Here is a 22,214-nt window from a genome sequence, read left to right as displayed (position 1 = left end):
TGATTACCTCAAATATATGGTTAAAAATGACCGCACTTCGACACTTTAGTTACAAAGTGCGGTTCTTTTTTTATTGTTTTGTTGCGGTATCTTCAGCTAATTTGCCATTGGCTTTCGCTTCTTTTACCCATTGAGGTACAACAGTTTCTAAGAATTCTTTTTTCGCTTGACGTTCTTTCTCGATATCGATACCCATTACTTTCCATGCTTTATCAGCTGTAGAAATATCTGGTACTTCAACCGGAGTTTTCACGCCATGTTTAGTTAAGATTGCTGCAAGTTTAGCACGTGCATCCGCAGCTTTATCGATACCAGAACCTAATACGCGAAGCATTACATCAGGTGCGTGCATGTGACCACCGTGGCTTGCTGCAGAGTAGTCCCAACGCCATTGAGCGTGACGGATATCCATTAAAGCAGGTTCCATTTCTTCTTTAGTTGCACCTGCATCCCATGCCGCTTTCGCTTCAAAGTGAGCACGAACAACTTGATCTTCTAAACGACCCATTACATCTTTCACTTCTTTTTTACGTGAAGCGACGATGTCTTTAAGTTTTTCTTTGCTTTGATCGTGACAGTTTGCACATGTGGTATCAAATGCATCAAATGGGTTTTGGATTTGGTGATCGGTGTAAACTTTACCGTCTTTACCTTGTACTTTAGGCATGTGACAGTCGATACAAGTTACGCCGTTTTTACCATGCATACCTAAAGACCAAATTTCAAAGTCAGGGTGTTGAGCTTTTAACATTGGTGCTTTAGAAAGAGAGTGAGTCCAGTCACTGAAGCCGATATCATCGTAGTATTTTTCGATGTCATCAACAGTTTGACCGTTATCCCAAGGGAAGGTTACTTGTTTTAAATCACCTGCGAAGTAGTACTCAACGTGACAGTTAGCACAAACTTCAGCACGTTGTTCTGTACGTGCAGCAGTGTTAAAGCTTAAGTTAGGTTGTTCTTTGCCTTCAGCTTTTGCTTTCGCTTGAAGTGCATTATTTAAGTGATCTAATGCACGAAGAACGTGTGGACGAGCAATACGTAATGCTGGTTTGCCTTCGGCAAAGTCTTTTGATGTAGTATCGTGACAGTCTGCACAACCGATTGAGTTGACCACTTCAGGTCCACCTTTAGCCCATTTTGCACCAAAGTAACCATCTTCACCCCATTCTGCAATTAAACGAGGAACGTCTGGACCTTTACAAGTCCAACATGCCATTGGTTGAGGGCCATCATTTGCATTTTTGGGCGCACCAGTACGTAAAATATTACGTACATCTTCTACTGCATAAACGTGACCACGAGGTGCGTTATATTCTTTTGCGAAAGAATAGCCCCCCCATAACACGATTAAACGAGGATCTTGTTCATTAGCATAGATGATTTTGTCGCCTTTTTCAGTCGCTTTCCACGAATTGAATTGGCTAGGATATTTCTCAGCAAATTTTTCATTCACTGCTTCGATTTTTAAATTAGGGTTTGGTGCTTCCACAGGTTGTTCAACAGGCTTGTACACCATTTCAGCCATCGCTGAGTTATACACACCTAAAGCTGCGAAAGAAGTGGCCAAAACAAGGCTTTTTCTCAATGCGTTCACGATAATCACTCCATTAGGAAAGAATAAAAAACAATTTTAAATGCAAACAATTCCTATTAAGCTTTTGAATTCACTCATAAAAATAGTTCAGTGCAAGCATAAGATACCAAAAAGTAGTAGTTTTTCTAAGGTTATCTTCCAAAAGTTTGAGGTTGATCAAACTTTAAAATTAAAATACTCCTAAAGTGGTATAAAAGGATTAGGGAAGTGGTAGGTGAATTGCATATTAAGCGAAAAAAGTGCGGTCAACTTTTACATTGTTTTTGACTTATATAAAGACGATTCCATGCTCATTATTACTGACTTTAGTCTAATTTTAATGACGATTCTTTTTACGCAAACGATACCTTGTATAGAAAATGTAAATTTTTTGTGAAAAATGGTATAAAAAGCGATCATTTTCTTGATCTTATAGATGAGTCAGCTATACTCCCAGAACCTTATTTTTACCCAGCTTGTTCTATTGTTTGTTGGGATGTGATGAATACCTAAATCTATTTAACTTGGGAGAACTTTTTTATGAACAAAGTATTTAAGATTATTTGGAACAAAACGACACAATCTTTTGTCGTGACATCAGAATTAGCGAAAGGAGCCGTAAAAGCTTCTTCAAACTCCGAACAACGTGTAACAAGCGAAACACGTTTATCTTCTCTTTTTAAACTTTCTGCATTTGCACTTTCTTTATCTGCAGTGATGATGCCGGCGCAAGCGCAAGTGATTGTGGGGGATGGAAGCAATGCGCCTACAAATGTACATCCTTTTAGTATTGCGGTTGGGAACAGTGCCACATCAGCAAGCGGTGGAAGTACTACCGCTATTGGTTATGGCGTAAATGGTCGTTATGACAATAGTGTGCTGATTGGTGATGGCACAGGAAATTATGGTGGAACAGCGGGTAGTCGTAATATTCTCATCGGTCAAAATGCTCAAGTTGGCGATAGCACTTCTGTTGTACGAGTAAACCAGTCTATTGCTATTGGAGCTGGCATTAGAGCTGATAAAGCGGAGATATATGGTGGTTCTATTACTGAAGGCGCATGGGCTCGAGGCGATCAATCAATTGCGATTGGCGGTAATGTTGTTTCTTATGGTAATGCATCGGTTGCGATTGGTGGGGATGATACTGATAAAGCAGCGGCTACACAAACGACTTATATCAATACTAATGGCCAAGATAAAACGGGAACGGTTCAACAAGCATTTAAAGATTTAACTGGAGGGGATCTTCAAAGTCCCCGTTGGATGAATACGATTGCTGGTGAGGCTGCTGTATCATTAGGAACAAAAACAAAATCTGGGGATCTTTCATTAGCATTAGGTTCATTGGCTGCAGCTCAAAAAACGAATGCTGTCGCTGTTGGTACTGGGGCTAATGCATCGTTTGCAAACTCTGTTGCGATTGGTGGTGGTTCTGCGACGGATAAAGCAGGGGTTGCCTATACTACTCGTACTATTTTAGGGACAACCTATACTTGGGCTGGTGGTGCAAATACTATCGCAGGGGACGTTGTTTCCATTGGTAAAAAAGGTTATGAACGTCAACTCATCAACTTATCACCAGGTGATATTTCCGCAAATTCAACTGATGCAATTAACGGTTCTCAGCTTTATGCTGCGATGGCAGAAATTGAAAAAATTCATTATTTCTCGGTTAAATCAAATGTAACAGGTAACCAGAATAATACTGGTGCATCTGGAGTTAATGCGATTGCTATTGGTCCAAATGCGAGCACTATTACAGAAGCCTCGATTACTATGGGCTTAAATGCCAATGCATCTGATAGAGGTAAAAATGCAGTTGCGATTGGTACAGATGCTAAAACAACAGCAGAAAATGGTGTTTCATTAGGCCACAAAGCTAATAGTGAGTATTCAAACTCTACGGCAATTGGTTATTCAAGCCATGCAAATGGTGGTAATGCTACGGCTGTTGGTACTAATGCCAAAGCCGTTACTAACTCGACAGCACTAGGTTCTAATACAGATGCTAAAGAGTTAGGTGTAGCCATTGGCCATACTGCCTCTTCTGCTTATGCAGGCGTTGCTACGGGGGCAAATGCAAATGTTAGTGGCATTTATGGTATCGCAATAGGTAATAATGCTAATGCTTCAGAACAAGCATCTATTGCTATCGGTAAGGGCGCAGCTGGCTCGGCAGCTGATGGTGTAGCGATTGGTTCATCAGCTAATGCAACGGTGCAAAATTCAGTTGCACTAGGTAAAGATAGTGTTGCAGGTGGCAATGTTTTCGGTGGAACCGCCCATGAAGCCGCTTTCAAAAATGATAATGGCGTGAGTGAAAATAAACAGTTTAAAGCAGGTCTAGCTAATAATTCGCTTGGTGCTGTTTCAGTTGGTAAAGAAGGTTTTGAACGTCAAATTCAAAATGTTGGTGCAGGTCGTGTTACTGCAGACTCTACTGATGCAATTAACGGTTCACAGCTTTATACCGTATTAACTTATAGTGGCTTTAACGTACAACAAAATGGTACTTCTAAATCACGTATCAATAACAATGGTTTTGTGAACTTTAAAGATGGTAATTTAACCACAGTAAATGTAACTGATGCTGAAAATGGCACTATTGTGAAATTTGATGTGAATACAACAACTATCACTACTGATGATACCACAGGTAATGCAAAAGCGGACAATCCAAATAATATTGCAACTGCAGGTGATGTGACTAGCGCAATTAATAAAGTGCGTAACATGCCATTAACCTTTGCGGGTGACACTGGTGATAATGTAACACGTAAATTAGGTGAAACTGTTAAAGTAGTTGGTGGTGTAACTGATGTGGCTAAACTTTCTGATGGTAACATCGGTGTAGTAGCAAATGGCAATGATAAGTTAGAAATTAAATTAGCAAAGGATATCAAAGTTGATAGCGTAAAAGCTGGCGATACAACCATTAATAACGAAGGTTTAACTATTGAAGGTGGTCCAAGCGTAACTAAAGCAGGTATTAATGCCGCTGGCAATAAAATCACAGGTGTAGCTGCTGGTACCGATGATACTGATGCTGTAAATGTTTCACAATTAAACAAAGCCGTTAATGCCGCTAAAACTAAAGTGGAAGCAGGTAAGAACACGAAAGTTAATGAAACTACAGGCCCTAATGGTGAAAGTATTTATACAATTGATGCCGTTGATACATCAGCGAGTGTGACAAGCGGTTCTGATGCATTAACAGTAACAAAAGGTACACCAGCTTTAGATGGCGATACAACTGTTACCAATTATGATATTGATTTGTCAGATAAGACGAAAGACGATATCAAAAAAGGTGTTGATGCTCACGATACTGTCACTAACAAAGGTTTAACTTTTACTGGTGATAGCGGTGCAACAGATGAGAAAAAACTTGGTGAAGAAGTTGCAATTATTGGTGACAAAAATATCACGACTAAAGCAAGCGGAAGCCAAGTTGAGGTAACGTTAAACAAAAACATCAAAGTTGATAGCGTAACAGCTGGCGATACCGTTTTAAATAACGATGGTGTAAAAGTTGGTGATGATGTTGCTTTAACAAAAGATGGCTTAAAAGCGGGTGATGTATCAGTTAATAAAGATGGCTCAATCGGTCTACCGGGTAAAGATGGTGCAAACCCACTTACGATTAAGAACGCAGAGGGACCTGCTGGTGTAGATGGTGACGATGCAACTAAGAAACCTCGTTTAAATGTAAACGGTGAAAGTGTTGCTACTTTAAATGATGGCTTGAAGTTTACAGGTAATAATGAAAGTACGGTAAACAAACATAAACTGAATACCTTAGTGAAAATTAAAGGTGAAGGTATTGATGAAGCAGCCTCAAAAGACTTTAAATCAGCAGCAGGTAATATTAATGTTAAAGCAGATGGTGCTGATACATTAGAAGTTCAGTTAGCTAAAGACTTAAAAGGGTTAAATAGTGCTGAATTTAAAGATGCTGCAGGTAATGTAACAAAAATCACTCCAGCAGGTGTTGCAGTTAATAAAGCGGATAACTTGAATGCAGATGGTTCAGTTAAAGATCCAAATAAAACTGTATCAATCTCTAATACTGGCGTGAATGCAGGTGGAAACAAAGTCACTAATGTTGCAGATGGCGCTGTTGATGCCAATAGCAAAGATGCGATAAACGGTAGCCAACTTTATAAAGCTGTAGCGACCACTAATTTAACACCTAATACAACAGGAAAAATTGATACACCTGTAGATGGCTCTAAATTGGTGAATGCAACCACAGTTGCAAATGCAATCAATAATTCTGGTTGGAATGTCACTGTGAATAAAGACGGTGGTGAAGCTGAAGGTGAAACTGTTCAAAAGGTAAGCCCAGGTAATACCGTGACTTATATAGCAGGACAAAATATCAAAATTAAGCAAGATGGCATGAATTTCACTATCTCTACTACGAAAGATTTAGAAGCCGGAGCTGTGAATGCCAAAACGGTTAATACCACTACAATTAATCTTGGTGAAGGCGATAATTCAACGCCAATTACAGTAGTAAGTGGTAAAGATGCAGCACCAAATCTTGATGGTAAAACACCAAATCGTATGAACTTTGGTGGTGAAACTATCGCAACATTAAGCGATGGCTTAAAATTTGGCGCAAACGTAGGCGATGTTTACGGTGCGAAATTAAATAGCCAAATCAATGTGAAAGGCGCAGATAGCAACACAAACTGGAGTGAGTTTGATGGTGGCGATAATGTGATGACCAACATTGATAAGAGCGGTAATGTTCGTGTAGGTATCAAGAAAAACCTTAAAGTGGAAAGCGTAACTGCGAATAAATTCACTGCGGGCGATACTGTGATTGATGGTAATGGCGTAACCATTAAAAATGGTCCAAGTATGACTAAAAATGGTATTGATGCAGGTAATAAACAAATTACCAATGTTGCGCCAGGACGTATTGCAGCAGACAGTACTGATGCGGTAAACGGCAGCCAATTACACGAAGTAAAAGCTGACATGAACAACAAGATCAATAAGTTAAATGGTCAAGTGAACAAGTTAGGTAAACGTGTCAATGCGGGTACAGCAAGCGCGTTAGCGGCGTCTCAATTACCACAAGCTTACATTCCAGGTAAGAGCATGGTATCTGTGGCAGCGGGTAATTACCAAGGTCAAAATGCGGTGGCATTAGGTATGTCACGTATTTCAGATAACGGTAAAATCATTATTCGTTTAGCTGGTACTAGCGATACACAAGGTAAAGTGGGTGTAGCAGTTGGTGCAGGTTACCACTGGTAATTTATTGTTAATAAATAAAAGGCATGGGAAACCATGCCTTTTTTATTGTTAAAAGTGCGGTCGATTTTCATCGCGTTTTTCGTATAATAGGGTGAGTCAACTCGGAGAAGAATATGATTATCGGACCTTATATCAACGCACTAGCGATTATCAGTGGTGCAGTTATCGGTGCGGTGCTCGGTGGGCGCATTCCAGAGCGTTTACGTACTAATTTAACCTTAATCTTTGGTTTGTGTTCCATGGGTATGGGTATTGTGATGGTGGCGAAAACTACCAATATGCCGGCAATGATTTTATCGGTGTTATTAGGGACGATAATTGGCGAGTTGCTTTTATTGGAACAGGGGATCAATAAACTGGCATCATCAGCCAAAGGCCTTGTTGAAAAAATGTTCCCTGATAAGCCAAGTAGCATGAATAGCCAAGAAGAGTTCTTATCTAAATTTGTTGCGATTGTGGTTTTGTTTTCATTTAGTGGAACGGGGATTTTCGGGGCGATGAATGAGGGGATGAGTGGTAATTTTGATATCCTCATTGTGAAATCCTTTTTAGATTTTTTCACCGCGATGATCTTTGCCACATCACTCGGCATTTCTGTAGCAAGTATTTTTGTGCCACAAACATTGGTTCAAGTGATTTTAGCTTATTCTGCGGTGTTTATTATTCCTTTCGTGACACCTGAAATGCGAGGTGATTTTGCTGCGGTAGGCGGTATGCTAATGATAGCTGCGGGCTTTCGCATTTGTAATATCCAAATATTCCATGTAGCGAATATGCTGCCTGCTCTTTTCCTCGCTATGCCAATTTCTCATTTCTGGAGTTCCTTTTTCTAAAAAAATAGGCGTGTATAACGCCTATTTCTTTTTCTGACAATGAGGGCAATAAAAGCTATTGCGTTGCCCAATAATCATGCTTTCAATCTTAGTGCCACATTTTGGACAAGGTTTATCTTTGTTTCCGTACACTAACAATTCCTGAGCAAAATAACCAGGGCGACCATCGGGCTGTAAGAAATCTTTTAATGTTGTACCACCTTGTGTAATGGCTTTCGCTAATACGTTTTTAATCGTTTCAACGAGTAAGGCACATTGGTTTCGTGTGAGGTTTTCGGCTAATTTCATTGGGTGTAAACCACATAAAAAGAGTGTTTCATTGGCATAAATATTTCCTACGCCCACGACGACAGCATTATCCATTAAAAAGGTTTTAAGTGCGGTCGATTTCTTGCGTGATTTTTTAAAAAGGTATTCGGCGTTAAATTCATCTGAAAGCGGTTCAGGACCAAGTTTTAGGAAAAGATGAAAGTCACCTAAGCTTTCCGTCCATAACCATGCACCGAAGCGTCTCGGGTCGTTATAACGCAGTAATTTGCCATTATTCATTACAATATCAAGGTGATCGTGTTTATCAATAGAACTATCATGCGGCACAATTCGAACAGAGCCAGACATGCCTAAATGGCCAATGATATAACCTTTTTCAGTATGAATAATGAGGTATTTCGCACGACGAGAAGTATCTAAAATTTTGACGTTTTTGAGCGTTGTTAATTCAGGAGAGACAACCCAGCGTAATTGTGGTTGGCGCACTACAATTTTTTCAATGGTAAAACCTTTCAAATAGGGGCTGACACCACGCAGGGCTGTTTCGACTTCAGGAAGTTCAGGCATAGATAATCTCGGTAATGAATTTGTGGTATAAAAAAACCCGAACAATGTCGGGCTTTTTTCAAATCAGCAAAATTATTTGATTTTTGCTTCTTTATAGATAACGTGTTTACGCACTACTGGATCAAATTTTTTGATTTCCATTTTTTCAGGCATATTACGTTTGTTTTTATCAGTTGTGTAGAAGTGACCGGTCTCTGCAGTAGAAACTAAACGGATTTTCTCACGAGCGCCTTTAGCTGCCATGTTTTAGCTCCTTAGATTTTTTCGCCACGAGCACGGATTTCAGCTAACACTGCATCAATGCCTTTTTTATCGATAATACGCATACCTTTCGCAGTTAAACGTAAGGTCACGAAACGGTTTTCACTTTCAACCCAGAAACGGTGAGTGTGAAGGTTTGGAAGAAAACGACGACGTGTCGCATTCAACGCGTGTGAGCGGTTGTTACCCACAGCTGGACGCTTGCCTGTTACTTGACAAACTCTAGACATAATAATCTCCAATAATTTAAATATAAGCTCGAGCTTATGGTTCGGATAATGAAGCTTAAAACTAAGCTTGCTTCCTCGTCAGGTCGCAGTATCCGACCCACTTACTATATTAAAGGTCGCAAATTATACTGACTTTATTTTCATTTCTCAAGTCCAAAAGCGATTTTTCCGTCTTTAAATGGAAATGAATGATAAAAAAATCATCAAATTCTCTAAAACTATAACAGATTATGTTCAGCAAAAGAATAACAAGTCCCTTTGCCGACAATAAAATGATCCAAAATACGAATATCCATTAACTCAGCGGCTTCAATAATTTTTTGTGTGATCATTTTATCGGAATAGCTCGGTTCTGCTAGGCCAGAAGGGTGGTTGTGAGCCAAAATTAAGGCGGCTGCATTGCAGTAAAGGCTTTCTTTGATGATTTCTCGTGGATAAACATTCGTTACATTAATTGTACCTAAAAATAACCGCTCTTTTTTAATCAAACGATGTTGATTATCTAGAAATAACACCATAAAAATTTCACGTTCTTCGTGGTGAAGCTCCGCTTGAAGATAAAGCTTTACCGTAGATGTGTCGCTAAATACATGCTCTATCAGTAATTCTTGCTTCAGATACCGCTTTGTCATTTCTGTGGTGGCTTGCAGTTGAATAAACTGCGTAATGCCTAATCCTTTTACTTTGCAAAAGGCTTCTTTATCTGCGCTTAATAAGGTTCGAAGAGAGCCAAAATGTTGCAGCACGTTATGTGATAATTCCATGACAGGGCAACCTTTAATCCCTGTTCGTAGAAAAATAGCGAGTAATTCGTGATCTTCTAGGGCTTCAACGCCATATTTCAACAATTTTTCACGAGGCATTAAAGGAGAGTTTGTTTGCATATTAATTAATGAAAAGAAAAAAGTGCGGTCAATTTTCAGGATGTTTTCAATCTTTGCGAGAAACTAGTTTTATTTTTGAAATCGAGATCGCAAAAATAAAATTTTTTATTGGAGAAATTTGAAGTAAAATAGGCGACCTTAAGTTGTTAAGTACTAACACACAAAACATATCCATTCTATTAAGTCGTAGCGGAGTAGCAAATGAGCTTGAGCGGAAAGCGTATTGTTGTCGGGATTACAGGAGGCATTGCCGCCTATAAAACCATTGAGTTTATTCGTTTATTACGCAAATCTAACGCAGAAGTTCGAGTAGCTTTAACACCAGCTGCCGCTGAATTTGTCACACCTTTAACGCTACAAGCCATTTCGGGTAATGCGGTTTCTCAATCTTTACTTGATCCACAAGCTGAATTAGCCATGGGACATATTGAGCTGGCCAAATGGGCTGATGCGATTGTGATTGCGCCAGCCAGTGCCGATTTTATTGCGCGTTTAACCGTTGGAATGGCAAATGATTTACTCAGTACGATTTGTCTCGCGACAAGTGCACCTATTTTGCTCGCACCGGCTATGAATCAGCAAATGTACCGCCAGGCGATTACACAACAAAATTTGACCGCCCTTTCTGCGCGAGGTGTTCATTTTGTTGGGCCAAATAGCGGTTTTCAGGCTTGTGGCGATGTGGGCGCGGGCAGAATGTCTGAGCCGGCTGAAATTTTTGAGTCGCTTCAATCACTTTTTGCTGTTCAACAAGATTTAGCTGATTTAAGTATCACTATTACAGCTGGTCCGACGCGTGAAGCTATCGATCCTGTTCGTTATATTTCTAATCACAGCTCAGGTAAAATGGGCTTTGCAATTGCCGAGGCTTTTGCAAAACGTGGGGCAAATGTTACCTTAATTGCGGGGCCTGTTAATCTGGCTACACCGAAAAATGTTCATCGTATTGATGTGACAACCGCCCATGAAATGTGGCAAGCCTCCCTTGAAAGTGCGGTCAAAAATAGCATCTTTATTGGCTGTGCCGCGGTGGCTGATTATAGAGTTGAGGAAGCCGCTGATCAAAAAATTAAGAAAACCAATGATAACGATGAGCTTTCTCTTAAATTGGTGAAAAATCCAGACATTATCGCAAGTGTGGCAAGTTTAGAAAAAGATCGTCCATTTGTTGTGGGCTTTGCAGCTGAAACGCAAAATGTCGCTGAATATGCGAAGAGCAAACTTCAACGCAAAAATTTAGATATGATTTGTGCCAATGATGTATCGGGTGGGCAAGTATTCGGACAAGACCAAAATGCTTTGCAGATCTTTTGGAAAACAGGTGAAAAAACGTTGCCGTTAGCTGATAAAAATAAATTGGCAGAAGTGTTGGTCACTGAAATTGTTGAGCATTATCACAAATAAAATACATTCAAAATTCGTTGGATTTTGTGACCGCACTTTTGTATGACAGATTTCTTTTAAAGGATAAATAAGCATGAAAAAAATTGATGTAAAAATTTTAGATAGCCGTATTGGCAACGAATTTCCTTTACCAACCTATGCAACTGAAGGTTCAGCAGGTTTGGATTTACGTGCATTGCTTGAAGAGGGCATCGAAATTCAACCAGGCGAAACCAAACTTATTCCAACAGGCCTTTCAATTTATATTGCCGATCCGAACCTTGCAGCAGTGATTCTGCCTCGTTCTGGTTTAGGCCATAAACACGGTATCGTATTAGGTAACTTAGTGGGCTTAATTGATTCAGATTACCAAGGTCCATTAATGGTATCGGTATGGAATCGTGGTCATGAACCGTTCAAAATTGAAGTTGGTGATCGTATTGCGCAATTAGTCTTTGTGCCAGTAGTACAAGCGGAATTCAATATTGTCAGCGAATTTACCGAAACTGAACGTGGTGAGGGCGGTTTTGGTCATTCAGGTAAAAAATAAACTATGGTAGAACAATTATCTCTCGTAGAAGTTGATGAGATTGCCGCGGAAATTAAACCGCCAAAAATCGAAAAACGCACGGTAAAAGAACGTCGTCAACAAGTGTTGACGGTGCTTACGCATATGCTACATTCTGAACGCGGAATGGAGCGTATGACAACAGCGCGTTTGGCGGAAGAAGTGGGTGTGTCAGAGGCGGCGCTTTATCGTTACTTCCCAAGTAAAACCAAAATGTTTGAAGCGTTGATCGATAATATCGAAGCGAATTTATTTAGCCGTATCACCACATCAATTCGTAATGAAACCAATACGATGAATCGTGTACGTGACATTATGCAGATGATCCTCGACTTTGCGCGTAAAAACCCAGGGTTAACACGTATTTTAACCGGACATGCTTTGATGTTTGAGGAGCCACTTTTGCAGGCTCGTGTCGCGCAATTTTTCGATCGTCTTGAAATGCAATTTGTGAATATTTTACAAATGCGAAAATTACGCGAAGGGCGTGGTTTTAATGTTGATGAACGTATTATTGCAGGGCATTTAGTGACGCTTTGTGAAGGGCAGTTTATGCGTTATGTCCGCACAAACTTCCGTTTAGGTGCAAATCAAAGTTTTGAACAGCAATGGCGTTTTCTAGAACCGCTTTTTGCTTAATTGACTTTAGTTGATAAATATATGATTATTCCGTGGCAAGAATTGCCAACAGAAACCTTAGAAAATATTGTGGAAAGTGTGGTGCTTAGAGAAGGCACCGATTATGGTTCACACGAATTTTCTTTAGAACAAAAAAAACAACACCTACTAAACAAGATTCACAATGAAAGTGCAGTGATTGTTTGGTCAGAGTTACATGAATCCATTGATATAAAAGATAAAATGGAATTTCTAAAATAAATCAATAGGAGCTTATATGTCAGAAAATGTAGAATTATTAGAAGAACAAAAGCCCCAGGACGATGATCAGCAACGTGATCCTGCTCTGGATTGGTTCCTAACCCACTGTCATTTACATAAATATCCGGCAAAATCGACCTTAATCCACGCAGGGGAAGATGCCAATATTTTATATTTCTTAATTAAAGGAACGGTGATGGTTTCATCGAAAGATGATGAAGGCAAAGAGATGATTTTATCTTATTTAGGTGCTGGACAATTTTTTGGTGAAGCGGGTTTATTTGACGAAGGTTCGAAACGTTCTGCTTGGGTAAAAACGAAAACCCCTTGTGAAATTGCAGAAATTTCTTATAAAAAATATCGTCAGCTTATCCAAATTAATCCTGAGATTTTAATGTTCCTTACTTCTCAGTTATCAAAACGCTTGCAAAATACATCTCGACAAGTGACTAACCTGGCCTTTTTGGATGTGGCGGGGCGTATTGCTCAGGCGCTTATGCATCTAGCAAAACAACCTGAAGCCATGACTCATCCGGATGGCATGCAGATTAAAATTACTCGTCAGGAAATTGGTCAAATGGTGGGCTGTTCACGTGAAACCGTAGGGCGAATAATTAAGATGCTGGAAGATCAAAATCTAATTCATGCGCACGGTAAAACCATTGTGGTTTACGGCACTCGATAGTAAAAATAACCGTCTTTAATAAGACGGTTATTTTGTTTTTGTTACATTGATGTGATAGTTGAAATGCCTTTGTTAATTTTTATACGAAAAACGAAAAAATACTTCTTTTAGTGCAATATCTTAATTGACAAAATAGCGGAAGACTTCTATCATACCACTGCCTTCCAATGTAGTTTCTTTGGAAGTCAGGATTGGTCTCCTGAATATATAAGTGGCTTTTAAAAGATTCTTAATCTTTTAATTTTATATCGCAGACTGGAACCCCAGAGATGCTTTAAATCTATGGTGGGCTAGGTAGAAATCCCGCAGGGATGCGATGCAGTAAGCCACTTGCTGTTAAGACCAATTCTGCTTAGTTCCACCACCCTTCAAAACAATTTTCAAACTTTCATTTAACTCAACTCGAGCAACAAATTCTCAGCTAAAGTGCGGTCATTTTTACTTTGTTTTTGGCAAAAAAATACCGACCCATTTCTGAGTCGGTATTTCATTTGGTGTGTGTTATTTCACTTTTTGTTTCATGGCTTCTGCCACAAGTTCAGCTTCAGGGCCGAGAACCACTTGTAAGCCATCGTTACCGATTTTCACGATACCTTTTGCGCCAAGAGACTTGAGCTGTTCTTCATTAATTTTGTGTTGGTCCACTAAGCTTAAACGTAAGCGAGTGATACAAGCATCAATATTTTTGAAGTTATCAGCACCACCTAAAGCATCAATAAATTTGACCGCTCTTTCTTCACGAGATTGGCTCGCTGCTGGTTGTGCTGCAGTGGTTTCTTCTGCTTCTTCTGTACGACCTAATGTTTTTAAGTTGAAAGCTTTAATTGCAAAACGGAATACTGCATAGTAAATCACGAAGAATACTAAGCCTTGTACGATTAGCATATACCATTCAACGGCTAATGGGTTACGTGATGAAAGCACCATATCCACGAGACCCGCACTGAAACCGAAGCCTGCGATCCAATGCATTGTCGCCGCGATAAAGACGGAAATACCGGTCAATACCGCGTGGATGAAGTAAAGCACTGGTGCAACAAACATGAAAGAGAATTCTAATGGCTCGGTGATACCAGTGAAGAATGAGGCAAATGCACCTGCAAGCATGATTGATGCCACTTTAGTTCTTTGACTTGGTTTAGCGCTGAGATAAATCGCTAATGCTGCACCCGGTAAACCGAACATCATAACAGGGAAGAAACCGGCTTGATACATACCCGTTACACCAACCGTTGCAGTACCTTCAGCAAGTGATTTTGCACCACCTAAGAAGTTTGGAATGTCATTGATACCTGCGACGTCAAACCAGAATACAGAGTTCAATGCATGGTGTAAGCCAACAGGAATGAGTAAACGGTTGAAGAAACCGTAAAGACCCGCACCAACAGCGCCTAAGTCTTTAATGCTTTCACCGAATGAAACTAAACCGCCGAAAATATATGGCCAGATGTAAAGCAATATGAAGCTGATGAACATCATGACAAAAGAAACGACGATTGGCACAAGGCGTTTTCCGCTAAAGAAGGAAAGTGCTTTTGGCAATTCCACTTGATAGAAGCGGTTATAAAGTTCAGCTGAAATCACCCCGATCAAAATCCCAATAAATTGGTTATTGATTTTCCCGAAGGCGGCTGGCACTTCACTTACATCGATATGTTGTAGCTGAGCAACACTGCCAGGTGAAAGTAGAGTGGTTACCACATAGTAACCCACTAAACCTGAAAGTGCAGCAGAACCATGTTTGTCCTTAGATAAACCGAAAGCAACGCCAACGGCAAAAAGCAAGCCCATGTTATCAATGATAGCACCGCCTGATTTAATTAAAAATGCAGCAAGTTGACTGTTAGCTCCCCAGCCATCTGGATCAAGCCAATAACCAATACCCATCAGTACAGCCGCTGCTGGTAAGACAGCAACAGGTACCATTAAGGCTTGCCCAATTTTTTGCGCATAACCTAACACATTCATTTTTTTCTCCTATTTATAGTAATGAAGTATTACTTCATATTCTAAAGTAAAAAAAAATATTTTGTATAAATGTGGTAACTTTATCTCAAAATTGAGAAGCCGATCACAAATTTTGAAATTGTACTTCAAAAAATATTTTTTTATGGTGCAAGTTTTACTGCGTTTTACTATAATGGCCAGAAAGCCAAAAAGGAAACCAAGTGTTACTGTCTAATGTAGGAGTTTATATGTCGAAATTATCACATAATGAAGTCTTAGATAAAATCAAATTTGGTCTTATTGCTTCTTGTCAGCCTGTCGATGACGGCCCGATGGATAAACCAGAAATCGTGGCGGCCATGGCACAGGCTTCTGTTGCTGGTGGCGCCGCCGGATTGCGTATCGAGGGCATAGAAAATCTTAAAGCAACACGCCCTACTGTGAATGTACCGATTATTGGTATTGTGAAACGTGATTTACCTGACAGCCCTGTACGAATCACGCCATTTTTGCATGATATTGAAGATTTAGCGAAAGCTGGTGCAGATATTATTGCCGTGGATGGGACAAATCGCCCTAGACCAGTAGATATTGAAAGTGCGGTCAAAAAAATCCACGAATTAGGCTGTTTAGCCATGGCAGATTGTTCGAATTTAGAAGAAGGCTTGTACTGTCAAAAACTGGGTTTTGATATTGTGGGCAGTACGATGTCTGGCTACACCGGTGGCACTGTGCCGGAAGAGCCTGATTATCAATTAGTTAAAGATTTGAAAGCAGCAGGTTGTCGAGTCATGGCAGAAGGACGCTATAACACCCCTGAGTTGGCGAAAACGGCAATTGAAATTGGTGCTTATTGTGTGACCGTAGGTTCTGCATTAACTCGCTTAGAGCATATCGTAAGTTGGTTTACCGAAGCCATTCATTCAGCGAAAAAATAAAGGAAGAAGATATGTCATTAACAGTGGATAGTGGTCAGACATTACAGCGTTGTTTGGCATTAGATATTGGTGGCACGAAAATCGCTTCTGCTATAGTGAAAAATGGTGAGATTCAACAGCGCAAACAGATTTCCACGCCACAAGATGATGCTGCGCAAGCGATGCATCAAACCCTTGCTCAGTTGCTAAAAGAATATGAAGGGCAGTTTGATTATGTCGCCGTGGCTTCAACGGGCATTATTAATCAAGGCATTCTGACTGCACTTAATCCTAAAAATTTGGGTGGATTAGCCCAATTTCCATTAAAAGATAGCATTGCACAGCACACCGATAAACCAATTGGCTTACTTAATGACGTGCAAGCTGCCGCCTATGCAGAGTATCAATTACAAAATCCTAATGATGTTCAAAACTTTACCTTTATTACGGTTTCAACAGGTGTAGGGGGCGGTTTAATTTTAAATCATCGTTTACTTACTGAGCCAAACGGCATTGCAGGGCATATAGGTCATACTTTGGCCGATCCTAATGGTCCAGTTTGCGGTTGTGGTCGCCGTGGCTGTGTTGAAGCTATTGCATCAGGTCGAGCGATTGAAGCGGTTTCTTCTCAATGGGATGATCCTTGTGATCCGAAAGAAGTTTTTGCGCGTTTTCGTCAAAATGATGAAAAAGCAACCGCACTTGTGACTCGTTCAGCCCAAGCTATTGCGAATTTAATTGCAGATTTGAAGATTGGATTAGACATGCAAAAAGTCGTGGTTGGCGGTAGTGTAGGGTTGGCAGAAGGCTATTTGCCGTTAGTTCAATCTTTATTAGGTGAACTTCCCGCTGTTTATCACTGCGAATTAGAAAGCGCTCAATTTGGACAAGATGCAGGCTTGATTGGTGCAGCCTACTGGGTGAAAGATTGCTTATTACAAGCAAAAAATACGGGAGTGGTTTATGGCTAAGAATGGCAATATTTTAAATACCATCAGCTCGTTGTATCGTAGTTTAACAAAGACGGAAAAGAAAATTGCGGATGCAATTTTATTGAATCCCGATCTTGCGGTGCAAGCTCCTTTAGCTGAAATTGCCGCTCATTTAGAAGTGGGGGAGGCGACCTTTGTACGTTTTTGCCGTACTCTCGGCTTTAAAGGCTTCAGTGATTTTAAATTGGAATTATCCATCGAGCTTGCCACAAAAGATGGCAAAGATAACACTGTATTAGATTCTGATATTACCGATTCTGACAACTCGTTGAATATTGCACATAAGCTGAAATCCGCCATCAATAACGTGATGGATGAAACCATTAATTTATTAGATTTTGAGCAGTTGGAAGAGACCGTAAAAGCCATTCAACAAGCGAATCGTGTTTTTTTATTTGGTGTGGGTACATCTGGCATTACTGCGGAAGATGCCAAAAACAAACTGATGCGTATCGGTGTGCAAGTAGATGCCACGGGTAACAACCATTTTATGTATATGCAGGCATCTTTATTGACGAAAAAGGATGTGGCAATTGGTTTAAGCCATTCCGGTTATTCTCAAGAAACCACTCATACCATGAAAATCGCCAAAGAAAACGGTGCCAAAACCATTGCGATTACGCACAGTTTGCGTTCACCCATCACAGAATATGCCGATCTTGTTTTAGTGAATGGGAATAAACAAGGTAAGCTACAAGGCGACTCTATCGGCACGAAGATCGCTCAATTATTCGTATTAGATTTGATTTACGCTTTATTAGTACAGGCATCACAGGAAAGTGCGGTCAAAATAAAGCAAAAAACATTAAATGTCATTTTAGAACAACGTATCAAATAGGAGAGAAAAATGCGTAACTTAAAAGGTATTTTTAGTGCGTTATTAGTATCATTCAATGAAGATGGCTCTATCAATGAAAAAGGTTTGCGTGAAATTATTCGCTATAACATTGATAAGATGAAAATTGATGGTTTATATGTAGGTGGTTCAACAGGTGAAAACTTCATGCTTTCTACGGAAGAGAAAAAACAAATTTTCCGTATCGCGAAAGATGAAGCAAAAGACCAAGTTGCGCTAATCGCACAAGTGGGTAGTGTGAACTTACATGAAGCAGTGGAATTAGGTAAATATGCAACGGAATTAGGCTATGACAGTCTTTCTGCAGTAACCCCGTTCTACTATAAATTTAGCTTCCCTGAAATCAAACATTACTATGACACTATCATTGCTGAAACAGGCAATAACATGATTGTGTACTCAATTCCGTTCTTAACAGGCGTGAATATGGGGATTGAGCAATTCGGCGAACTTTATAAAAACCCGAAAGTGCTAGGTGTGAAATTTACCGCAGGGGATTTCTATCTATTAGAACGCTTGAAAAAAGCTTATCCAAATCACCTCATTTGGGCTGGTTTTGATGAAATGATGGTGCCGGCAGTATCTCTTGGTGTAGATGGTGCTATCGGTAGTACATTCAACGTAAATGGTGTGCGTGCAAGACAAATCTTTGAATTAACCAAACAAGGTAAATTGGCTGATGCGCTTCAAGTTCAACACGTGACCAATGACCTTATCGAAGGCATTTTAGCAAATGGCTTATATCTCACTATCAAAGAGTTATTGAAACTAGATGGTGTGGATGCAGGTTATTGCCGTGAGCCAATGACAGCGAAAGCAACACCAGAGCAATTAGCGAAAGCGAAAGAGTTAAAAGCAAAATATTTATAAATTAATGGAAAAGTGACCGCACTTACTTCTTTCCTCCCTCTTCAATGGGGGAGGAAAAAATGTCGGTGTAGTACTGATAAGGAAGGTTATTATGCGTCTCATTCCTCTGAACAATGAACAACAAGTCAGCCGTTGGGCGGCGCGTCATATTGCTGATCGAATTAATCATTTTAAACCTACAGCAGAACGTCCTTTTGTATTAGGTTTACCAACAGGCAGTACACCACTTAAGACCTATCAAGAATTGATTAAATTAAATCAAGCCGGAGAAGTGAGTTTTAAACATGTGGTGACCTTTAATATGGATGAATATGTGGGTTTGCCAAAAGAACATCCAGAAAGCTATCACAGTTTTATGCATAATAATTTCTTCAAACATATTGATATTCAACCGCAAAATATCAATATTTTGAATGGTAACACCGATGACCATGATGAAGAATGTCGTCGTTATGAAGAAAAAATTAAATCTTACGGTAAAATTCATTTATTTATGGGCGGCGTAGGTGTTGATGGCCATATTGCCTTTAACGAACCTGCTTCTTCTTTAAGTTCGCGTACCCGTATTAAAACCTTAACGCCTGATACCATTATCGCGAATTCTCGTTTCTTTAATAACGATGTAAATCAAGTACCAAAATATGCTTTAACAATCGGCGTGGGTACATTACTTGATGCAGAAGAAGTGATGATTTTAGCTACGGGCCATAATAAAGCCTTAGCCGTACAAGCTGCAGTAGAAGGCGGTATTAATCACCTTTGGACGGTAAGTGCCTTACAGCTCCATCGCCATTTTGTTTTAGTATGTGATGAGCCTGCTCTGCAAGAATTAAAAGTGAAAACAGTGAAATATTTTACCGAATTGGAAGGTCGCGCGATTCATAGTGTGTTATAAGTGCGGTTAATTTTAATTTGATTTTAGGAAGGTATGATGAAGTATGCATTAATTAACAGCGTAATCTACACCAAAAATGAGGTGTTAAGAGATTATGCGGTGGTTATTGAAGGGGAATATATTCAATCCGTTATTCCACAAAGCGAATTAGAGAGTGGGATTAAAACCATTGATTTAAAAGGGCATAATCTCACAGCGGGCTTTATTGATCTGCAGTTAAATGGCTGCGGTGGCGTGATGTTTAACGATCAAACAAGCGTAGAAACATTAGAAATTATGCAAGCGACTAATTTGAAATCAGGCTGTACTAGTTTCTTACCAACGTTTATTACTGCACCAGATGAAGATATCAAACGCGCAGTAAATATTATGCGTGAGTATTTGAATAAGCATAAAAATCAAGCGCTTGGCTTACACATCGAAGGGCCTTATTTGAGCTTAGAGAAAAAAGGCGTGCACCGCCCGGAATATATCCGTGAAGCGACGCCAGAGATGAAAGATTTCTTATGTGATAATGCGGATGTTATCACTAAACTGACCATTGCCGCTGAAAACTCAACGGTGCAATATATTCCTGACTTTGTAAAAGCGGGTATTATCGTATCTATAGGTCATTCTAATGCGACTTATGAAGTAGCAAAAGCCGCCTTTCATAAAGGGGCAACCTTTGCGACACACTTGCATAATGCGATGTCGCCGATCAGTTCTGGACGTGCAATGGGCGTAGTTGGTGCAGTGTTAGACTCCGATGTTTACACCGGCATTATTGTAGATGGCGTGCATGTGAATTTTGGTAACGTTCGCTTAGATAAAAAAGCGAAAGGTGACAAACTTTGCATTGTAACCGATTCTCTTGCTGCTGCAGGTGCGCCACCAGAATTGGAAACGTTTACTTTTGTAGGTAAACCGATTTATGTGAAAGAAGGTCGTTGCTACGATGCAAATGGCACGATCGCAGGTGCATCAATTACCATGATTGAATCCATCAAAAATGCCGTGGAATATGTGGAAATTCCATTAGCAGAAGCGATTCGTATGAGTAACCTTTACCCTGCGAGAGCAATCGGTGTAGATGATCGTTTAGGCTCAGTTGAAGCGGGTAAAGTAGCAAACTTGGCGGTGTTCACAAAAGATTATGATGTGATTGGTACCGTATTGAATGGTGAATGGAAACCCAACTAAAGTGCGGTCAAAAATAGTATTATTTTAAACGTAATCCGATCCTTAAGCAGATCGGATTATTTTTTATAGTTGCAATTCTGTGATCTTACCGGTATCTACTTGGAATAACTTTCCTTTTCCCACTTGCATTTCTTTCAGTTGGCCTTGAGTAATAGTCGTGACAAAAACTTGAGAACCACTTTGTTGTAAGCGTTCAGCAAGCAGGACGCGTTTATGTTGATCCAATTCAGAGGCAAAGTCATCAATTAAAAAGATACAATGACGTTGCTTTTGAATCATTAAGTGTTCACCTTGTGCTAAACGGAGTGCACACATCAATAATTTCAATTGACCACGAGAGAGTACATCTTCTACGGGGAGTCCATTGGCTTTAAAGCGGAAATCCGCTTTTTGTGGACCAGAAACCGTATAACCAATGGCTTTGTCTCGCTCAAAGTTTTGCGCCAGTAATTCACCATATTCTGTCTCTTTCTCCCAACCTTGATGAAAGCTGACAGTAATTTCTAATTCAGGTAAAAATAACTGGCAGGTCTTTTCAATTTCTGGGCGCAAGGCTTCGGCATATTCAGCCCGCCAATCACTCACTTGGTTGGCTAATTTAGCTAATTCAATATCCCATATTTTTATTGCAGAATAAGGCTGATTTTGACTTAATGCGGCATTTCGTTGTTTTAATAAGCGGTTTAATGCGACCCAAGAGGAATGAAAACTGTTATGGTGGTGGAATAAGCCCCAATCTAAAAATGCGCGTCGAAAACTTGGCCCACCATTTAGTAGGGTCAGCCCTTCAGGCGTAATTAATTGCATCGGTAAAAGGTGAGCGAGATCGGCAATTTTATTGCCGTCTTCACCGTTTATTTTTGCAATGGTATTACCTTGACGAAGTTTTTGTAAGCCAACAGACCATTGATGCTGACTTTCTTGAATTTGGCCAAAAAGCGTGAAATGAGGTTCGTCGTAAGAAATGATGCGATTTGCGACCGCACTTTTGAAAGAGCGTCCATGCCCGAGATAAAAAATTGCTTCTAATAAGCTCGTTTTTCCGCTGCCGTTGTTGCCGACTAAAAAGTTAAAGCCGTGATCAAATTCAAGATCCACGGCATTTAAATTTCTAAATTTTTCAACAATTAAGCGAGAAATGGCCATTA

Annotated in this window: 20 protein-coding genes; 13 read left to right on the top strand and 7 right to left on the bottom strand. The window is 39.9% G+C overall.

Features of this window, described 5'->3' with window-relative positions:
- Positions 1–70 precede the first annotated feature (70 nt).
- Positions 71–1,594, bottom strand: a complete 1,524-nt coding sequence (gene nrfA, locus QP437_RS00380) for an ammonia-forming nitrite reductase cytochrome c552 subunit (protein ID WP_285266568.1) — start codon at positions 1,592–1,594, stop codon at positions 71–73.
- Between the two features lie 519 nt (positions 1,595–2,113).
- On the opposite strand from nrfA, the gene QP437_RS00375 reads away from it, so the two are divergent.
- Both QP437_RS00375 and QP437_RS00370 read left to right on the top strand, forming a co-directional pair.
- Positions 2,114–6,847 (top strand): YadA-like family protein, encoded by a 4,734-nt coding sequence (locus QP437_RS00375; protein WP_285266567.1) that lies wholly within the window; start codon positions 2,114–2,116, stop codon positions 6,845–6,847.
- Positions 6,848–6,960: 113 nt separating this feature from the next.
- Positions 6,961–7,680 (top strand): DUF554 domain-containing protein, encoded by a 720-nt coding sequence (locus QP437_RS00370; protein WP_285266566.1) that lies wholly within the window; start codon positions 6,961–6,963, stop codon positions 7,678–7,680.
- A gap of 21 nt (positions 7,681–7,701) precedes the next feature.
- Here the strand turns inward: QP437_RS00370 and mutM are convergent, their stop codons facing one another.
- The 4 genes from mutM to radC form a co-directional block, all read right to left on the bottom strand.
- The gene (gene mutM / locus QP437_RS00365) at positions 7,702–8,517 is read right to left on the bottom strand and encodes a DNA-formamidopyrimidine glycosylase (RefSeq protein WP_285266565.1); all 816 of its coding nucleotides are present in this window, start codon (positions 8,515–8,517) and stop codon (positions 7,702–7,704) included.
- Positions 8,518–8,589: 72 nt separating this feature from the next.
- On the bottom strand, positions 8,590–8,760 hold the full coding sequence (gene rpmG / locus QP437_RS00360) for a 50S ribosomal protein L33 (RefSeq protein ID WP_005613503.1): 171 nt from the start codon (positions 8,758–8,760) through the stop codon (positions 8,590–8,592).
- An 11-nt stretch (positions 8,761–8,771) separates the two neighbouring features.
- Positions 8,772–9,008: a 50S ribosomal protein L28 gene (gene rpmB / locus QP437_RS00355; protein WP_005599762.1), complete on the bottom strand. Its 237-nt coding sequence runs from the start codon at positions 9,006–9,008 to the stop codon at positions 8,772–8,774.
- A 218-nt stretch (positions 9,009–9,226) separates the two neighbouring features.
- The gene (gene radC, locus QP437_RS00350) at positions 9,227–9,892 is read right to left on the bottom strand and encodes a DNA repair protein RadC (RefSeq protein ID WP_049376101.1); all 666 of its coding nucleotides are present in this window, start codon (positions 9,890–9,892) and stop codon (positions 9,227–9,229) included.
- 201 nt (positions 9,893–10,093) lie between these two features.
- Between radC and coaBC the strand changes: the two genes are divergently transcribed.
- The 5 genes from coaBC to crp all read left to right on the top strand — a co-directional run bounded on the left by coaBC (position 10,094) and on the right by crp (position 13,407).
- Positions 10,094–11,296 (top strand): bifunctional phosphopantothenoylcysteine decarboxylase/phosphopantothenate--cysteine ligase CoaBC, encoded by a 1,203-nt coding sequence (coaBC, locus tag QP437_RS00345; protein ID WP_197562668.1) that lies wholly within the window; start codon positions 10,094–10,096, stop codon positions 11,294–11,296.
- Between the two features lie 73 nt (positions 11,297–11,369).
- A complete protein-coding gene (gene dut, locus QP437_RS00340; protein WP_005698440.1) occupies positions 11,370–11,825 on the top strand; it encodes a dUTP diphosphatase in 456 nt (151 codons plus the stop codon).
- Between the two features lie 3 nt (positions 11,826–11,828).
- Positions 11,829–12,482, top strand: coding sequence for a nucleoid occlusion factor SlmA (gene slmA, locus QP437_RS00335; RefSeq protein WP_005698358.1), 654 nt, complete (start codon positions 11,829–11,831; stop codon positions 12,480–12,482).
- A 21-nt stretch (positions 12,483–12,503) separates the two neighbouring features.
- Positions 12,504–12,722 (top strand): YheU family protein, encoded by a 219-nt coding sequence (locus QP437_RS00330; protein WP_197562667.1) that lies wholly within the window; start codon positions 12,504–12,506, stop codon positions 12,720–12,722.
- 16 nt (positions 12,723–12,738) lie between these two features.
- Positions 12,739–13,407 (top strand): cAMP-activated global transcriptional regulator CRP, encoded by a 669-nt coding sequence (crp, locus tag QP437_RS00325; RefSeq protein WP_049369445.1) that lies wholly within the window; start codon positions 12,739–12,741, stop codon positions 13,405–13,407.
- Positions 13,408–13,908: 501 nt separating this feature from the next.
- On the opposite strand, the gene nagE is transcribed toward crp, so the two are convergent.
- Positions 13,909–15,375, bottom strand: coding sequence for an N-acetylglucosamine-specific PTS transporter subunit IIBC (nagE, locus tag QP437_RS00320; RefSeq protein WP_285266564.1), 1,467 nt, complete (start codon positions 15,373–15,375; stop codon positions 13,909–13,911).
- A gap of 227 nt (positions 15,376–15,602) precedes the next feature.
- Here nagE and QP437_RS00315 point away from each other — a divergent pair, with 227 nt between their 5' ends.
- The 6 genes from QP437_RS00315 to nagA all read left to right on the top strand — a co-directional run bounded on the left by QP437_RS00315 (position 15,603) and on the right by nagA (position 21,066).
- Positions 15,603–16,292 (top strand): N-acetylmannosamine-6-phosphate 2-epimerase, encoded by a 690-nt coding sequence (locus QP437_RS00315; RefSeq protein ID WP_070590546.1) that lies wholly within the window; start codon positions 15,603–15,605, stop codon positions 16,290–16,292.
- 11 nt (positions 16,293–16,303) lie between these two features.
- Positions 16,304–17,242, top strand: coding sequence for an N-acetylmannosamine kinase (locus tag QP437_RS00310; RefSeq protein ID WP_285266563.1), 939 nt, complete (start codon positions 16,304–16,306; stop codon positions 17,240–17,242).
- Positions 17,235–18,101, top strand: coding sequence for a MurR/RpiR family transcriptional regulator (locus QP437_RS00305; RefSeq protein WP_049381594.1), 867 nt, complete (start codon positions 17,235–17,237; stop codon positions 18,099–18,101). The genes QP437_RS00310 and QP437_RS00305 overlap by 8 nt, the downstream gene beginning before the upstream one ends.
- Before the next feature lie 9 nt (positions 18,102–18,110).
- Positions 18,111–18,989, top strand: coding sequence for an N-acetylneuraminate lyase (gene nanA, locus QP437_RS00300; protein ID WP_005695560.1), 879 nt, complete (start codon positions 18,111–18,113; stop codon positions 18,987–18,989).
- Between the two features lie 91 nt (positions 18,990–19,080).
- The gene (nagB, locus tag QP437_RS00295; protein ID WP_285266562.1) at positions 19,081–19,884 is read left to right on the top strand and encodes a glucosamine-6-phosphate deaminase; all 804 of its coding nucleotides are present in this window, start codon (positions 19,081–19,083) and stop codon (positions 19,882–19,884) included.
- A 36-nt stretch (positions 19,885–19,920) separates the two neighbouring features.
- A complete protein-coding gene (nagA, locus tag QP437_RS00290; RefSeq protein ID WP_285266730.1) occupies positions 19,921–21,066 on the top strand; it encodes an N-acetylglucosamine-6-phosphate deacetylase in 1,146 nt (381 codons plus the stop codon).
- 63 nt (positions 21,067–21,129) lie between these two features.
- Here nagA and recF read toward each other — a convergent pair whose 3' ends face one another.
- Entirely contained in the window at positions 21,130–22,212 is a 1,083-nt protein-coding gene (gene recF / locus QP437_RS00285; RefSeq protein WP_285266561.1) for a DNA replication/repair protein RecF, read from the bottom strand.
- Positions 22,213–22,214 lie beyond the last annotated feature (2 nt).

The organism is Haemophilus sp. UMB1048 (assembly GCF_030218125.1).
Lineage (GTDB): Bacteria > Pseudomonadota > Gammaproteobacteria > Enterobacterales > Pasteurellaceae > Haemophilus_D.
Note: the sequence above shows the minus strand (reverse complement) of the source record. Positions and strands in the feature narration are given on the sequence as shown.

Excerpts from the sequence above, each read along its gene's own strand:
- QP437_RS00375 (WP_285266567.1), top strand. The coding sequence starts at position 2,114 with ATGAACAAAGTATTTAAGATTATTTGGAACAAAACGACACAATCTTTT.
- QP437_RS00370 (WP_285266566.1), top strand. The coding sequence starts at position 6,961 with ATGATTATCGGACCTTATATCAACGCACTAGCGATTATCAGTGGTGCA.
- mutM (WP_285266565.1), bottom strand. The coding sequence starts at position 8,517 with ATGCCTGAACTTCCTGAAGTCGAAACAGCCCTGCGTGGTGTCAGCCCC.
- rpmG (WP_005613503.1), bottom strand. The coding sequence starts at position 8,760 with ATGGCAGCTAAAGGCGCTCGTGAGAAAATCCGTTTAGTTTCTACTGCA.
- rpmB (WP_005599762.1), bottom strand. The coding sequence starts at position 9,008 with ATGTCTAGAGTTTGTCAAGTAACAGGCAAGCGTCCAGCTGTGGGTAAC.
- radC (WP_049376101.1), bottom strand. The coding sequence starts at position 9,892 with ATGCAAACAAACTCTCCTTTAATGCCTCGTGAAAAATTGTTGAAATAT.
- coaBC (WP_197562668.1), top strand. The coding sequence starts at position 10,094 with ATGAGCTTGAGCGGAAAGCGTATTGTTGTCGGGATTACAGGAGGCATT.
- dut (WP_005698440.1), top strand. The coding sequence starts at position 11,370 with ATGAAAAAAATTGATGTAAAAATTTTAGATAGCCGTATTGGCAACGAA.
- slmA (WP_005698358.1), top strand. The coding sequence starts at position 11,829 with ATGGTAGAACAATTATCTCTCGTAGAAGTTGATGAGATTGCCGCGGAA.
- QP437_RS00330 (WP_197562667.1), top strand. The coding sequence starts at position 12,504 with ATGATTATTCCGTGGCAAGAATTGCCAACAGAAACCTTAGAAAATATT.
- crp (WP_049369445.1), top strand. The coding sequence starts at position 12,739 with ATGTCAGAAAATGTAGAATTATTAGAAGAACAAAAGCCCCAGGACGAT.
- nagE (WP_285266564.1), bottom strand. The coding sequence starts at position 15,375 with ATGAATGTGTTAGGTTATGCGCAAAAAATTGGGCAAGCCTTAATGGTA.
- QP437_RS00315 (WP_070590546.1), top strand. The coding sequence starts at position 15,603 with ATGTCGAAATTATCACATAATGAAGTCTTAGATAAAATCAAATTTGGT.
- QP437_RS00310 (WP_285266563.1), top strand. The coding sequence starts at position 16,304 with ATGTCATTAACAGTGGATAGTGGTCAGACATTACAGCGTTGTTTGGCA.
- QP437_RS00305 (WP_049381594.1), top strand. The coding sequence starts at position 17,235 with ATGGCTAAGAATGGCAATATTTTAAATACCATCAGCTCGTTGTATCGT.
- nanA (WP_005695560.1), top strand. The coding sequence starts at position 18,111 with ATGCGTAACTTAAAAGGTATTTTTAGTGCGTTATTAGTATCATTCAAT.
- nagB (WP_285266562.1), top strand. The coding sequence starts at position 19,081 with ATGCGTCTCATTCCTCTGAACAATGAACAACAAGTCAGCCGTTGGGCG.
- nagA (WP_285266730.1), top strand. The coding sequence starts at position 19,921 with ATGAAGTATGCATTAATTAACAGCGTAATCTACACCAAAAATGAGGTG.
- recF (WP_285266561.1), bottom strand. The coding sequence starts at position 22,212 with ATGGCCATTTCTCGCTTAATTGTTGAAAAATTTAGAAATTTAAATGCC.